At 67.1% G+C, this 14,920-nt stretch carries 11 protein-coding genes and 2 pseudogenes; 11 read left to right on the forward strand and 2 right to left on the reverse strand.

The window, feature by feature from the left end:
* Window positions 1–194: 194 nt before the first annotated feature.
* Complete coding sequence (locus ACFWPX_RS01690) at window positions 195–590, reverse strand: cupin domain-containing protein (RefSeq protein WP_378924981.1); 396 nt, start codon at window positions 588–590, stop codon at window positions 195–197.
* A 72-nt stretch (window positions 591–662) separates the two neighbouring features.
* On the opposite strand from ACFWPX_RS01690, the gene ACFWPX_RS01695 reads away from it, so the two are divergent.
* On the forward strand, window positions 663–1,148 hold the full coding sequence (locus ACFWPX_RS01695) for a MarR family winged helix-turn-helix transcriptional regulator (protein WP_378924983.1): 486 nt from the start codon (window positions 663–665) through the stop codon (window positions 1,146–1,148).
* A 25-nt stretch (window positions 1,149–1,173) separates the two neighbouring features.
* Window positions 1,174–2,301, forward strand: a pseudogene (locus ACFWPX_RS01700) (MFS transporter); the annotation flags it as partial.
* Between the two features lie 33 nt (window positions 2,302–2,334).
* Here ACFWPX_RS01700 and ACFWPX_RS01705 read toward each other — a convergent pair.
* The gene (locus tag ACFWPX_RS01705) at window positions 2,335–3,432 is read right to left on the reverse strand and encodes an AbrB family transcriptional regulator (protein WP_378924985.1); all 1,098 of its coding nucleotides are present in this window, start codon (window positions 3,430–3,432) and stop codon (window positions 2,335–2,337) included.
* Window positions 3,433–3,623: 191 nt separating this feature from the next.
* Between ACFWPX_RS01705 and ACFWPX_RS01710 the strand changes: the two genes are divergently transcribed.
* From ACFWPX_RS01710 to ACFWPX_RS01750, 9 genes and pseudogenes are all read left to right on the forward strand, one after another.
* On the forward strand, window positions 3,624–4,811 hold the full coding sequence (locus ACFWPX_RS01710; RefSeq protein ID WP_378924987.1) for a CaiB/BaiF CoA transferase family protein: 1,188 nt from the start codon (window positions 3,624–3,626) through the stop codon (window positions 4,809–4,811).
* An 18-nt stretch (window positions 4,812–4,829) separates the two neighbouring features.
* Window positions 4,830–5,999, forward strand: coding sequence for an iron-containing alcohol dehydrogenase family protein (locus tag ACFWPX_RS01715; RefSeq protein WP_378924989.1), 1,170 nt, complete (start codon window positions 4,830–4,832; stop codon window positions 5,997–5,999).
* A 48-nt stretch (window positions 6,000–6,047) separates the two neighbouring features.
* Entirely contained in the window at window positions 6,048–7,214 is a 1,167-nt protein-coding gene (locus ACFWPX_RS01720) for a MaoC family dehydratase N-terminal domain-containing protein (RefSeq protein WP_378924991.1), read from the forward strand.
* Between the two features lies 1 nt (window position 7,215).
* Window positions 7,216–8,802 (forward strand): class I adenylate-forming enzyme family protein, encoded by a 1,587-nt coding sequence (locus tag ACFWPX_RS01725; protein ID WP_378924993.1) that lies wholly within the window; start codon window positions 7,216–7,218, stop codon window positions 8,800–8,802.
* Window positions 8,799–9,545 carry an enoyl-CoA hydratase/isomerase family protein gene (locus ACFWPX_RS01730; RefSeq protein ID WP_378924994.1) on the forward strand — a complete coding sequence of 249 codons (747 nt, stop codon included), beginning with the start codon at window positions 8,799–8,801 and terminating at the stop codon, window positions 9,543–9,545. Before ACFWPX_RS01725 ends, ACFWPX_RS01730 begins: the two co-directional genes overlap by 4 nt.
* A 19-nt stretch (window positions 9,546–9,564) precedes the next feature.
* Window positions 9,565–10,821, forward strand: a pseudogene (gene nhaA, locus ACFWPX_RS01735) (Na+/H+ antiporter NhaA); the annotation flags it as partial.
* 213 nt (window positions 10,822–11,034) lie between these two features.
* Entirely contained in the window at window positions 11,035–11,565 is a 531-nt protein-coding gene (locus tag ACFWPX_RS01740; RefSeq protein ID WP_378926084.1) for a nuclear transport factor 2 family protein, read from the forward strand.
* A 353-nt stretch (window positions 11,566–11,918) separates the two neighbouring features.
* On the forward strand, window positions 11,919–13,292 hold the full coding sequence (locus ACFWPX_RS01745) for an MmgE/PrpD family protein (protein ID WP_378924996.1): 1,374 nt from the start codon (window positions 11,919–11,921) through the stop codon (window positions 13,290–13,292).
* 47 nt (window positions 13,293–13,339) lie between these two features.
* Window positions 13,340–14,767 (forward strand): MmgE/PrpD family protein, encoded by a 1,428-nt coding sequence (locus ACFWPX_RS01750; RefSeq protein WP_378924998.1) that lies wholly within the window; start codon window positions 13,340–13,342, stop codon window positions 14,765–14,767.
* Window positions 14,768–14,920 lie beyond the last annotated feature (153 nt).

Consider the following 14,920-nt stretch of genomic DNA (forward strand, 5'->3'; position numbering starts at 1 on the left):
GGTGGGCGGCTGCGCCACCCCCCGCCGGTCCCCTACCCAACGCGGCTCGCCACGCCAGCTAGTACACGCCCCCGCCCGGGGCGCCCCCCCCCCCCCCCCCCCCCGCGCCCCCCCCCCCCCCCGCGCGCCCGCGACCGATTCCCGAGGATCCGCCGGTCACCCAGGCGACTTTGCCGACCAGCTCGCCGGTCATCTCAGGCGTCCCAATGCCGCTCGTACTCTGCGGGTTCGACCGGCTCGGCGAAGCTGGTCACCCCGAGTGACGCCGAGGTGTATGTGACGAAGCAATCGGGCGCGGCGCCGTGCCAGTGTTCTTCGCCGGGCGGCGTGAAGACGACATCACCCGCTTTGATCACGTAGGCCTCGCCACCGCGGGTGACGATGATGCCCTTGCCCGATCCGACGATGAACAGCTGCCCCCGCTCGTGCGAGTGCCAAAAGGTGTGCTCACCCGGCTTGAACATCGCCCCGTTCACCGAGATGCCGTCAGCGGTGAGGATGTTGTCGATCAGGACGTCTCCGGTGGTCGCGCACACCTTGGTGCCCGGCTCTGCCGCCAGATCGTTCCGCCCACGTTCATAGGTCGTCATTACGAACCTCCAGTCTCAATTACGAACACCATGACCGTAGCCGACATAATATGCATGTGCTACACATATTTTGTGAACGAACCCATCACGGCCATCAACGAGCACCTGCGCCGCCTGCACCAACTCCAACAGCGCCCCGGCTATCGCCGAAGACTGCTCGACGGCATCGACGGCGTCGCCAACATCGGGACCCTGCGCATCCTGCGGGCGACCGAACGGGCCGAAGCCGCCGGCAGATCCCCCTCCGTGCGCGATATCGCGCACGACCTCGGCATCGAACATTCGACGGCCAGCCGCGCGGTGAACGAGACGACACGACTCGGCCTGACCGAGCGTCACGCCTGCGACGACGACCAGCGCCGCGCCCGGATCGAACTGACCGAGCGTGGCCACGCGGCGGCCGACCGCGCGACCCGCAACCGGCAACACATCATCGCCGCGGCGCTGACCGGCCGCTCCGACGAAGAACTCGAACAGCTCGACTACCTGCTGGGACACCTCATCGACGGCCTTGCCCGCCTCGAAGACATCGAGACAGCTGTTGCCGCCGACCACTGACGCCGACGCACGGACCACCCTCGCGGTGCCGCCGCGCGGACCTCTGCGCTTGCTGCTCGATCGGTCCTTCGGTTCGTTCTTCGCCGGACGGCTGTTCACCTCGATCGGGGTCTGGCTGCACAGCATCGTCGCGGCCATCGCCGCCTACGACGCGACCGGGTCGGGGATTGCCGTCGGCGTGGTCAGCGTGGTCCAGTTCACCCCGCAGTTGCTCCTCGCTCCCCTCGCGGGCGTGTGGTCGGATCGGGGAAATATCAAACGGCAGATGAACCTCGGCCGGACCGTGATGTCGGTCGGGTCGTTCGGCTTGGCCGGGTGGTATCTGTTCGGCGGCGCCGAGAACGGCATGGCGGCCGTCGTCGCGATCACCGTCACCTCGTTCGTCGTCGGGCTCGGTCTGGTGATCGGCGGACCAGCCATGCAGTCAGCCATGCCCTCGCTGGTCCGCCACGCTGAATTACCCGCCGCAATGGCACTCAACACCGCACCGATCACTATCGGCCGCATCGCCGGGCCGGTACTCGGCGCACTCGCCTCGGCCGGTGGCGGCTACGGTATCGCGTTCGCCGCTGCCGGAATCGCCAATCTGGTGTTCATCGCGCTGATCGCGACGATCACCTTTCCGGCCCCGGTCCACCGGCCGGGTGGGAGCGGGCACTCCATTCGCGAAGCGCTGCGCTTCGTTCGCGCCGATCCCCCGATCCTGCTCAGCCTCATTGGCATCACCGCGGTCGGATTCGCCTCGGAACCCACGGTCACCTTGGCGCCGCCGTTGGCCGCAGAGCTCGGTGGAGTCGCTGCCACGGTCGGGGCCCTCACGGCCGCGGCAGGCATCGGCGCCGCCTTCGGTGTTGTCCTGACCTCGCTGTTCGCCCATCGAATCCGCCAAGACCGCGCCGCCGTCGTCGGCATCGTCATTATGATGTGCGCCTTCGGATCCTGCGCGGCCCCGCTCCCCCGCTACGGCGCGATCGCCGCGTTCGGGTGCGCGGGGTTCGGCTTCATCGTCGCGGTGGCGAGTCTGAGCACGGTGTTGCAGAGTCGTCTTCCCGCGGCACTGCGTGGACGGGTGATGGCGCTGTGGCTGATGGGATTCGTCGGCTCGCGCCCCCTCGGCGCACTGACCGCGGGATCGCTCACCGACCTGGTGTCGGTGCAGGCCGCGTTCGTCGCCGTCGCCGTGGTGCTACTCGTCTCCGCCTTCGTGTGCAGACCCGGGGTCCTTCGCGGCCCTGCGCCGGATGACAGTACCGATGGCACTGGCCAGAATCAGCGCGGCGAAAAGGCGAACCACCTGCAGGGTCACGATCAGGCCGACGTCTGAGCCGGGTGTGCCGACGGCGATCGCCGTCACGGCGGGCAGCCCGGCAGGCGTCGTCGCCAGATAGCCGTCGAGCGGGCTGACGCCGACCATCCGGGCGAACACCACGCCGACCGCGGCGCACGCCAGCACACCGAGCACGAGTTGGATCACCGCGTAGGGGAACAGCCTGGCGAGGATACCAAGGGTGCGCGGAGTGAACGAGAATCCCACCGCCAAACCGATGACGGCATAACTGAATTCGAGAAACGCGGACGGAACGACCGGCGCCGCGGCCACACCCGCAAGGGTCAGCGTCGTCGCCAACAGCATGGGCAGAATCAGCCGGGAGCCGCCGAACGTGAGCCATTTCGCGGCGAGCAGACCAAGCCCGATACATCCGACGGCCATCGCGACGTTGCGCCAGTCGTAGTCCGCTCCCGCCACCTCGGCATCGGGCGCGCTCGTCCCACCGACGAGCGGCGCGACGATCGATACCGTCGCGATCACGATGATCACCCGGAAGTACTGAACGGCCGAGACGATCGCCTCATCGGCCTTCAGCTCACGCGCAATCGCCGATACCCCGGACGCCCCACCGGCGACCGAAGCCAGTATCGCGGTCGACGTGCTCACCGCGGGTGAGAACCGCAGCACCTGTCCGGCCAGCAGCGTCAGCGTCAGTGTCGCGGCGACCGCACCGAGGATCGGCGCGGGCTGATCGACTATCCGCCGCGCGACTCCCACTGTGATCAGCGCGCCCGCGCCCGCGCCGATGATGGCCAGCCCCAGATGCCGCACCGGGTCGGGAAACCGGCGCTGCTCGCGGAACACCAGCACGAAGGCCGCTCCGGACAGGACTCCGGCCAGCAGGAAGGGCGACGGCGCGTCGACGGCGACCAGCCCGAATGCGGACGCGGCGAAGAACGCACCCAGCGCCGCGGCCTTGCCGACATCGCGAAGTCTGTTCGGCCCGTTCTCCATCGGATCAGCCCTCTCTGAGTCGGTTACCACCGCAGTGACGGTTGACACAGGACGTGCCGACTCGTACTGTCGGATGTAATTACGAACATTCGTCTGTAATTACGAACAGATCGTAGCAGCTGCGATCTCGGTTCGTCGGCATGTGTGACGCAGATCCGCGCCGTGGCGGGACTAAGAAATGGAGGCGGCAGGTGACTGCCCTTGAAGGTGTCAAAGTGATCGATGTCGGGCAGTTCTACTTCGCGCCCTACTGCACGATGCTGATGGCGCGGCTCGGTGCCGAAGTGATCAAGATCGAATCCCCGGACGGCGATCCCTATCGCCGGCTGCCGACAGTCGATGAAGACGGCACGCCGATCCAGTTCCGGTTTCTGAACTCCGGCAAGCGGACCATCCGGCTGGACTTGAAAGACGCCATGGGACAAGATATTTTGCGCCGCCTGGCCGCCAATTCCGACGTCGTGGTGCAGAATCTCTCCCCGGGCGCGATGGATCGGTTCGGACTCGGTTACGAAGCGCTCAGCGCGCTGAACCCGCGCCTGATCATGGCCTCGGGCACCGGATTCGGGTCGTTCGGCCCCTACGCAGGCGAACCCGCGATGGACCTGACCATTCAGGCACGCACGGCGGTCATGAGCACGACCGGCTTCGAGGACGGCCCGCCGATTCGCACGGGCCCGTCCTTCGTCGATTTCATAGCCGCCACCCACCTGCTGGCAGGTGTCCTGGCCGCGCTGTATCAGCGCACCCATACCGGACGCGGCCAACATGTCGAGGTCGCCCTGCAGGACGCCGTCATCCCGGCGCTCACCTCGAACATCGCGGGCCTGCTCGCCAGCGACTATTCCGCGCCCGAACGCACCGGTAACCGGCACGGTGGCCTCGCGGTCGCCCCGTACAACGCCTACCCGACCATCGACGGCTGGATCACCGTTCTGTGCCCGACCGACAGCCACTGGCAGCGCCTATGCAAGCTGATGGACGATCCGGCGACCGACGACGACCGATTCACCGCGATGGCGGGCCGGTGCACGCACATCGACGAGGTCGACGCCATCGTCGGGCGGTGGACACGGACCCGCGCCAAGAACGACCTGACCGAAGATCTCAAGGCGGCCAAGATCCCGTGCGCACCGGTGGTCGAGCTGCCGGAACTGCTCGACGACCCGCACGTCCGGGCACGGGGCATCGTGCACAAGGTCACCGACGCGCAGGGCAGTTTCACGACTCTCGGCTCTCCCGTACTCCTTTCGGACTCTCCGATGGTCGAGCCACGTCGGGCGGGCAGGCACGGCGAGCACACCGCGGAGGTGCTGCGCGATGAGCTCGGGCTGACGAATGAAGAGATCGAACAGCTCCGCCTGACCAACACCATCTGAACTGGAGACATGCCGACCATGAGCACTGATACCCTACGACTGCGTCACGTGACGCCCGAATTCCGCACCTATTGCGGGGACGACGCCCTGGGCGGACTGGCCCGCGAGCTCGAGCGCGCGGGCACCGAGCGCGCCGTGTTGGTGTGCGTGCCCGCGATCGCCGAACACACCGAGGCGATGCGACGACTCCACAACGCCCTCGGTTCCCGCGTCGCCGGTGTCTTCGACGGGGTTGTCGAGCACAGCCCGCTGCCCGCCGTCGAAGAGGCACGGACCTACCTCGGGAAAGCCCGCGCCGATGCGGTGATCGCGGTGGGCGGTGGTTCCGCGGTGGTTACCGCTCGCGCAGCCTCGATCCTGCTGGCGGAGGATCGCGACATCCGGGAGTTGTGCACCCAGCGCGGCCCCGACGGCAGCCTGGTCAGCCCGAAGCTGTCGGCGGCGAAACTGCCGCAGTGGGTAGTCCCGAGTACTCCTACCTCGGCCTACGCCAAAGCCGGTGCCGCAGTGCGTGATCCGGCAAGTGGTGAGCGATTGGCCCTCTACGATCCAAAGATCCGGGCCAAGGGCATCGCCCTGGATCCCGTCCTCGCGGGCACCGCGCCCGCCCGGCTGGTGTGGACTGCGTCATTGAACGTGTTGTCGATGGCCGTCGAGGGTCTGCTATCCAGGACCGCCGACCCCCTGGCCGACGCGCTGCTCTGCCAGGCGCTGCGCATGGTGGTGCACTGGCTGCCCAGGTTGCGCGCCGAACCCGATACGACGGCGCCGCGCCTGCAGCTGATGCTCGCCGCGCTGCTCAGCGGCCAGGGTAGCGACTATACCGGTGGCGGACTGGCGCAGGCGTTGTCGCACGCGGTGGGTCCGCGCTCCTCGGCTGGCAACGGAGTTGTCGAAGCACTGCTGCTGCCGCATGTGATGCGCTTCGATGCCGAAGCCGTGTTGCATCGGTTCGCACAGATCGGCGATGTGCTGCGTGCACCGGACAACTTCCCCGAGGCAGTCACCGTTGCTGTCGAGCAGTTGCTGGCCACCCTCGAGGTTCCCACTCAACTGCGTGATGTCGGCGTCACCGCGGATGCGCTGCTCGAGTCGGCGGACCACGCGATGGACGACTGGGCCATCACCGCGGGCCCACGCACCCCTGATCGCCGTCAAGTCATCGATCTGCTGACGACCGCGTGGTGAGCACCCCCACCCGGTAGCCACAGCCAACCAGGAAAGAGACGAAATCCCATGACCACAGCAGACACCACCAGCGCGACGGGTATCACCGGCGAACTCGCGGCGGGCAAGTTCACTGACCAGATGCTCGCCGAGATGCGTGATCTGATCGGTACCGAGCTGCGCACCGACGCCTGTGTCAACAACGAGTACGCGACGCGACTGGCGATCCTCCGGTTCGCCGAGGGCATCGGCGACGACAACCCGCTCTGGGTCGACGAGGAGTACGCCACCGCAGGCCCGTTCGGCACGATCGTGGCGCCCCCGAGCTTCATCTTCGCCTGCCTCGGCTCGGTCCAGGTCGGCTGGCGCGGCCTCGGCGGCTTCCACGCCGAAACGAATATGACCTTCCACCAGCCGATCCGGGTCGGCGACAAGATCACCGCGACGGTGGTCTTCGACGGCTTCGACGGTCCCACCGAGAGCAGCTTCGGCGGCAAGCGGATCAAGGACTACCTGCGCCAGGAGTACCGCGACCAGGACGGCGAGCTGGTCGCCACGTTCATCTGCTCGCGAATGCGCTTCGAACGCACCGAGATGCAGGCGCGCCGTGAGTCACGCAAGATCGAACTGCCGCACCCGTGGACGCCCGAACAGCTGGAGAATATCGAGGAGCGGATTCTCGCCGAGGCGCCTCGTGGCGCGACCCCGCGGTACTGGGAGGACGTCGAGGTCGGCGACGAGCTCGACACCGTCATCAAGGGACCGCTCGGGCTCACCGACGAGATCGCCTACATCGCGGCGGGCGCGGCGCCCGTGCCTCGACTGTCGGCCCACGGGGTGGCGCTGCGGCGCTACCGCAAGCACCCGAAGTGGGCCTACCGCGATCCGAACACCCATGCGCTGGAACCGGTCTACTCCGTCCACTACAACGACTACGCGGCGAGTCTGCAGGGCGCCCAGGTGGCCTACGACGTGGGCATCCAGCGTACCTGCTGGCAGATCCACGGCCTGACGAACTGGATGGGCGACGCGGGCTCGCTCAAGTCGCTGCACGGCCAGTACCGCTCGCACGTGTACCTGTCCGATGTCGTCGAGATCGGCGGCCGGGTCCTGGCCAAGGAGATCGACGCCGACGGTGACCACGTCGTCCGGATCGAGACCTGGGCAACCAACCAGCGCGAACAGAACGTCATGCCGGGCTCCGCCGTGATCGCGCTCCCCTCCCGAGGGGCCTGAGATGCAGACCAGAATTGTGGTGTGGGGCACCGACGTCCAGACCGAGATCGTGCGTGGAATTCCCTTCAAGACCTATGCCGAACGCCCGCGCCACGTCGCCGACCTGCTCGAGTTCGGTGACCGGTGGGCCGATCGCGCTCACATCGTGCAGGGCGAGCGGATCATCACCTTCGCGGCGCTGCGCGGCGCGGTAGCCGCGAAGGCACGCGAATTGTCCACCGCCGGTATGTCTTCCGGTGACCGGGTGATGTTGCTGGGATGGAACAGTCCCGAGTGGATCATCAATTTCTGGGCCTGCGTCACGATCGGCGCGGTGCCCGTACTCGGCAACGGCTGGTGGGGCGCGGGCGAGGTGGCCGACGCAGTCGGCACCGCGCGCGTCCGGTTCGCACTGGCCGACAGCCGGGGCAGCACGAAGCTCCCCACGGGACTTGCCACCGCGCGCTGGGAGTGCGACGCCGCCGAACTCGACGAGTACCCCGACCTCGCCGATCGCGGCGCCGAGGACGACCCGGCGGTGATCGTGTTCACCTCAGGAACTTCCGGTCGCCCCAAAGCTGTTGTGCTCGCGCATCGTTCGCTGCTGGCCGGCCTGCAGATGCTGCTGCACATCACCCGTCGCTTCCCCCAGCAGGTCGACGAGAGTACTGGCGACGCGGGCCTGCACACCGGACCGATGTTCCACATCGGCGGCGTGCAGACGCTGATCCGGGCGATCATGGTCGGCGACACCCTGGTGATGCCCTCTGGCAGCTTCGATCCGCGCGAGGCGCTGCGCCTCATCGAGGAGTGGAAGATCGCGCGCTGGAGCGCCGTGCCGACGATGGTGTCGCGGGTACTCGAACATCCCGATGTCGCCACCCGGGATCTGACGACGTTGCGCTCGGTGACCGTCGGCGGTGCTCCGGTGCACGCCGAGTTCGCCGAGCAACTGCGCCAGGGCCTGCCCGGTGTGCAACCACGGGTCGCGACGGGCTACGGATTGACCGAGAACGGCGGACAGGCAACGGCCGCCTCCGGTCGTGACACCGTGGAACGACCCGGCTCGTGCGGTCGCGCGCTGCCGTGTGTCGAAGTGCGGATCGACGGCGCCACCGAGCACACCGACGGTGAGATCCTGCTGCGCAGCCCCACGCAGATGCTCCACTACTACGGCGAGGACAGCTCGCCGATCACCGCGGACGGCTGGCTGCGCACCGGCGACCTGGGCCGCGTCGATGACGACGGCTTCGTGTGGATCACCGGACGCGCCAAGGACATGATCATCCGCGGTGGCGAGAACATCGCACCCGCGGCGGTCGAGGCGGCGCTGGCGAAGCTGCCCAGCGTGGTCGAATCGGTGGTTTTCGGTGTGCCGCACCGCGATCTCGGTGAAGAGGTGATGGCGGTCGTCGTTGTCGCCGACGAGACCACCGCCGACGACCTCGCCGGGCATGTTCGCGCGAGCATCGCCTCGTTCGCGGTGCCGACGCGTTGGCGGATCGAGCGTGACCCGCTGCCGACCAATCACGCCGGAAAGATCGACAAGCCGACAATCGCCGCGCACGCGCGCGCCGAACTCGCCGCAGCGGAAGGTGCCCAGCTATGACCGGCTCGATCGGGGTGAGCGTCGCCGACCACATCGCGGTCGTGGAACTGCAACGCGCACCGCACAATTTCTTCGATGAAGCACTATTGACGGAACTGGCGGACACTGTGTCGTCATTCGACGCCGACACCGACGTGCGCGCCATCGTCCTGTGTTCACAGGGGCGCCACTTCTGTGCCGGGGCGGACCTTCGTGGCATGGGCGCCGACGGTATTCGGCAGGTGTACCGCCAGGCCTTGCGGCTGTTCGGTGCCCGCACGCCGATCATCGCGGCCGTGCACGGTCGGGCCGTCGGTGGCGGCCTCGGCTTGGCGATGGCCGCCGATTTCCGTGTAGTCGCCCCCGACGCCCAACTGACGGCGAACTTCGCCCGACTGGGCTTCCATCATGGGTTCGCCTTGTCGGTGACCCTGCCCGCCGCGGTCGGACGCCAATCGGGCCAGGACCTGCTGTACACCGGCCGGGTGGTCGACGGCATCGAGGCGGCCGCACTCGGTCTGTGTGATCAGGTCGCCGAGGATCCCCGCGCAGCGGCAACCGCCTACGCCCGCGAGATCGCCGCGGCCGCACCGCTGGCTGTCGCCGCGATCAGGGCGACGATGCGCCGGTCGCTGCTGTCAGAGGTGATCACGGCGCTGGACGTAGAGGCGACCGCCCAAGCCGCACTGCTGGACACCAGCGACTTCGCCGAAGGGATCGCGGCTTCGGTCGCCAAGCGGCAGCCGACCTTCACCGGCGCGTAGTTGTGGACACCTGATGATCGTGACACCGACACCGACACCGCGCCCGCGGCTGTTCGGCCGCGGCAGCCGGCCGGAGTCCCGGCGGATCACCGAGGTGCTGCGCCGGGAGACCGTCGGCGGCGTCCTGTTGATCATCGCGGCCGCCATCGCACTCGTCTGGGCCAATACGCCCTGGGCGAGCGCGTATGCCGGCCTGCGGGACTTCCGTATCGGCCCGACGGCGCTGCACCTGAATCTCACACTGGGTCAGTGGGCCGCCGATGGGCTGCTGGCGACCTTCTTCTTCCTCGTCGGCCTCGAACTCAAACGCGAATTCGTCGCAGGCGATCTGCGTGACCCACGGCGGGCCGCGCTGCCGGTGATCGCGGCAGTGGGCGGAATGGCCTGTCCCGCACTGATCTACCTCGCGATCAACAGCTGGGGACCCGGCGGCGCGACGGCGGGCTGGGCGGTCCCCACCGCCACCGACATCGCCTTCGCGTTGGCGGTTCTCGCGGTGATCAACACCCATCTGCCGACCGCGCTGCGCACGTTCCTACTCACCCTCGCCGTCGTAGACGACCTGCTCGGGGTCACCGTGATCGCGATCTTCTACACCGACGACCTGGACCTGCGCCTGCTCGCGCTCGCCGCGGTACCGATCGCGCTGTTCGCATTCGCCCTGCGTCGCCGCGTCAGAACACCGTGGCTGTTGATTCCTTTGGCGCTGTCGGCCTGGTGGCTGGTGCATCTGTCCGGTGTTCATGCCACGGTGGCCGGGGTACTACTCGGGTTCACCGTGCCGGTCGCCGCCGCCGGACCTGGTATCGCCCATCGGCTCGAACACGTGATCCGGCCGCTGACAGCGGGTTTCGCCGTCCCTGTGTTCGCGTTCTTCGCCGCAGGCGTCACGATCGGTGGTGTCAGCGGATTCACCTCGGCACTGGGTGATCGCGTGACGCTGGGCATCATCGCCGGACTCGTCGTCGGCAAGCTCGTCGGCATCACCGCGACGACACTGCTCACCGCGAAGCTGACCCGCGCCCGACTCGACGACGAACTCGCCTGGATCGACGTGGTCGGCGTCGCCCTGCTCGGCGGCATCGGCTTCACCGTCTCACTGTTGGTCGGTGAACTCGCCTTCACCGGCGATGCCACCCACGGCGACTTCACCCGGATCGGTGTGCTGTGTGGCACGTTGTCGGCGGCCGCCCTCGCAACAATCGTGCTCCGCGCCCGCAATCGCAGCTACCGTGCCCTCACTGATTCCAAGCGCCGCGACGACGGCATTCCCGAGTCCCGCAGCAGGATTCACTGGCGCAAGCATGGCCGGCGCGACGCTGTGACCGTTGACACTTTGGTTCGCGACCAAGTACCGTCTGAAATGGTCGCAATACCGCCCCTATGTACGTATATACGAACGTTGCGGCTGGTGGGAATTGCCGCGACGCACACTCCAGCCGGTGGCAAGGGAAGAGGATCCATGGACATCTCCGCACAGACGACCCCGATGCCGCTCGACGGATCGGCCGGATCGACCCAGCGAGCCCTACAACGATTGCTCGATCACCAGGCTATTCGCGACCTCGTGACGCTGTACGCGATCGCCCGCGACGACCATGACATGGACGCTCTGATGGAGTGTTTCGCCCCCGACGCGACGTTCGTCAGCCAGGGCAAGGAATACACCGGCCATGACGCGCTGCGCGAATGGTTCGGAGTGAACATGAAGCGCAACGCCTTCAGCCTGCACATTCCGAACTCGCAGGTCATCCATTTCGACTCGGACAGCACCGCGACCGGCCAGATGACAGGTCACGGCGAGTTCGCCCACGAAACAGCCTTCATGGTGTGCGCGTACCGCGACAGCGACGTATACGTCAAACGAGACGGGCGCTGGTACCTCGGACGTCGCGCACACAGCTTTATCTACGCGGCACCGAGCGACCAGCTCGATGTCCTCGGCCGCGAACCGCTGACCATGCGATGGAGCCATGTCCCCGAACCGCGCGAGGCGGATTGGCACCCGCTCGGAGTCTGACCCCTTCGTCGACGACAGAGGGCCCGATCGCCGCATCCGAGAGTGTTCGTCTCGAGCACTCAGCACAGATCGGCCGACCGACCATCGTCGGGATCAACCTCTTGTCGGCGCCGTCCTCCTGGTCGCCGGCGACGTCCAGGGTTGTCCCACGTTCGGGCACGGCGAGCGCGTCGTGCCCGAATACGCGGTGCCGCGATCTCCGCAATCCGGCGTATCCAGAAAGGCATAACAGCGATGACCGTCAATGCGCGAGTCGCAGTGGTGCGGATGGACCGACGGGAACTCGACATCGAGTCGGTGACCCACAACGAATTCTGACCGAGCCACGTCCCGACGATATCCGAAGGAATCCCATGAACTCCTCCACGACTGTTGTCTCCGAGACGATTTCGCAGGCACTGGCCGACTACGCGTGTTCTACGTCGCACGACGCAATCCCCACCGAGGTCCGTGAACGCGCACGACTGATCATCGTCGACGAGATGGCAAGCTCCTGCTTCGGTGGCCGGAGCATCGCCGGTGGCCTCGCGGCGCGGTATGCCGAGAGCTTCGCCGGTGCATGCGAGTCCAGCATTCTGGGCAGTGGCGCGGTCGTGCCCGCACCACTCGCCGCGCTCGCCAATGGAACAGCCGGGCATGGCGAAGAGGTCGACGGCGCCCACGTTGTCGGCGGACACCCTGGCGCGACCATCGTCAGCGCGGCTGTCGCCGTCGCAGAGAAGCAACGTTCGACTGGAGCGGAACTGCTGAACGCCGTCGTCCTCGGCTATGACATCGGAACCCGGATCGTGCAGGCCTGCGGCGGGGTCTTCGGTGTCCGCGACCGCCTTCACCTGCACTCCGATTTTCTGTATGCACTCGGGGCCGCCGCCGCATCGGCCCGTCTTCTCGGCGTCGACGCTGCCCACCACCGCTACGCACTCTCACTGGCCACCTTCCAGTCCAATGGCCTGTTCGCCCTCTTCCAGGAAAACCGGCACATCAGCAAGTCCTTCGGCAACGGCCAGTACGCCGCTGCCGGAGTGAACGCTGCCTTGATGGCGGCGATGGGCTTCGAAGGCGCGGAGGACATTGTCGGCGGAACTCATGGCTTGCTCGAGGCGTGGGGCATCGACGACGGCGCGCAGGCCGTCCGCCACGGCCTCGGCGATGAGTACGCGGTGATGTCGGCCAACTTCAAGTTCGTCAACGCCGGCTATCCGATCCACGCCGCGGTCGAGGCTGCGATGGGGCTGATCACGGACAATTCGATCCGCCCGGACGACATCTCCGCAATCGATATCGGCATGCCACGTAACGCGATGCGGGTGGTGAGCGACCGGGACATGCACAACATCTGCGTGCAGGACATGGTCAGTGCGGCAATCGTCCGGCGAGGCCTGAGTATCCGCGAAGTTCCGTTCCCGGCCATCCTCGCCGACCCCGGATACCACCGCATCCGAGCGCTCGTGCGGGTCTCGGTCGACCCGGAACTCGACCGAGACCAACCGAACGGTCGCGGAGCCCGGGCGACACTGACACTGCATTCCGGCGATTCCCACTCACTGCTCGTACGGGCTCCCCGTGGTCACAGCAGCCGGGGTGGCGTCACGTGGGCGGAGCTGAGCGGGAAGTGGCACGACGGACTTCCCGACCGTGATGTGGACCGGATCATCGCGCTCGGTCGCGACCTCGACAGCCTGGACGACGTCACGACGCTCACCGGCGCGTTCAGCAGAATCCGATGACCCCTCACCCGGGTGATCCGGACACCCCCGTTGAAAGGAGTTCTACGATGACGGAGAAACCCGACCCGACCACCGAGACATATGATCTGGCAGCCGATCTCGCGAGCTTCGCAGCCGAACTGTCTCTCGAGGACCTCGGCAGCGACGTTGTGTCAGCGGTCAAGACCAACATCTTCGACACGATGGCATGCGCGATCGCCGGATCCACGGCACCGGCGATCAGCGTCGTGGCCGAACTCGTCGACAGCTGGAGCGGATCCCCCCAAGCCGACGCGTGGATCCTGGGCGGCCGATACCCAGCGCACCATGCCGCGTGGCTGAACAGTGCCATGGCCCACGCACGTGACTACGACGACACGCATGACGCCGCGATCCTCCACGCCGGTGTCTCCACGGTCCCCAGTGCGATCGCAGCGGCGCAACTTCGCGGTGGGATCGATGGAGCCGAACTGATCGCCGCGATCGCCGTCGGGCTCGAGGTCACCTGCAGGCTCGGAACAGCAACCGAGATCGACATCGTCGAGAGCGGATATATCTACTCCTCCCTCCTCGGCTATTTCGGTGCGACGGCTGCGGCCGGGCGTGCGCTCGGACTGAACCGCGAACAGATGTGGGATGCGTTCGGCATCGTCTACAGCTCCGCTGCCGGTAACCACCAGGTCACCCGCGACTCCTCGCTGATGAAGCGGCTGCAACCGGGCCTCGCCGCGCAAGCAGGTGTCGTGGCGGCTCAGCTCGCTCAGCGTGGCATCCGTGGCGCACGCAACGTCTTCGACGGAGCAGACGGCTTCTCCAGGGTCTACCTCGGCGGCCGCTTCGATTCCGCTGTTGCCCGCAAAGATCTCGGCTCCCGATTCGAGCTGCTCAACCTGAGCTACAAGCCGTATCCGTGCTGTCGCGACACCCACTCGACCATCGATGCGGTCCTGCAGGCCCGGCAGCGATCGGGTCGCCCCGCAACCGATATCCGGACGATCGAAGTGGGGGTGACCGCCCCCGGATTCCAGATGGTCTGTGTACCCGAGGAGGTCCGCAAGGCGCCGAAGACAATTGTCGAAGCTCAATTCAGCATTCCGTACGTGGTCGCCGCCGCGTGGACCGACGGTGAAGTCGTCCTCGACCACTTCACTCAGCAATCTCTGGAACGCACAGACCTCATGGACCTCGCCGCACGAGTAGAGCCCGGCATCGACAAGGACATCGACCGCGACTGGCACCGCTACGTGACGCCGAGCCGGATCCGTGTCGAGTTCGACGACGGCGAAGAACTTGACATACGTGTCGACAACGCGAAGGGCCATCCGACCAACCCGATGCAGCAGGCCGACTTCGTCGCCAAGGCCGACAACTGCGCATCCCGGTCTGCGAGACCGCTCGGGTCAAACGTCGTCCAACGGCTGAGCGACACCGTCGCCACACTGGAGACGCTGGACCGTGTCGACCGCTTGGTAGGGATTCTGTCGCCACGTGAGTGACCGCGTCGGCTCCTCGGTCGGGATGTACCGTCCGGTCGCTTTCGTCGGGGCCAACTCGCTGTCGTAGTACTTCCGGACGCCCGCCAGGCCCCCCCCCCGGCCCGGCCCGGGCGGGCGGGGGACAGCTCGCCGGGGGGGTTCGGACCCCCGGCG

It is taken from the genome of Nocardia sp. NPDC058518 (assembly GCF_042719655.1).
Lineage (GTDB): Bacteria > Actinomycetota > Actinomycetes > Mycobacteriales > Mycobacteriaceae > Nocardia.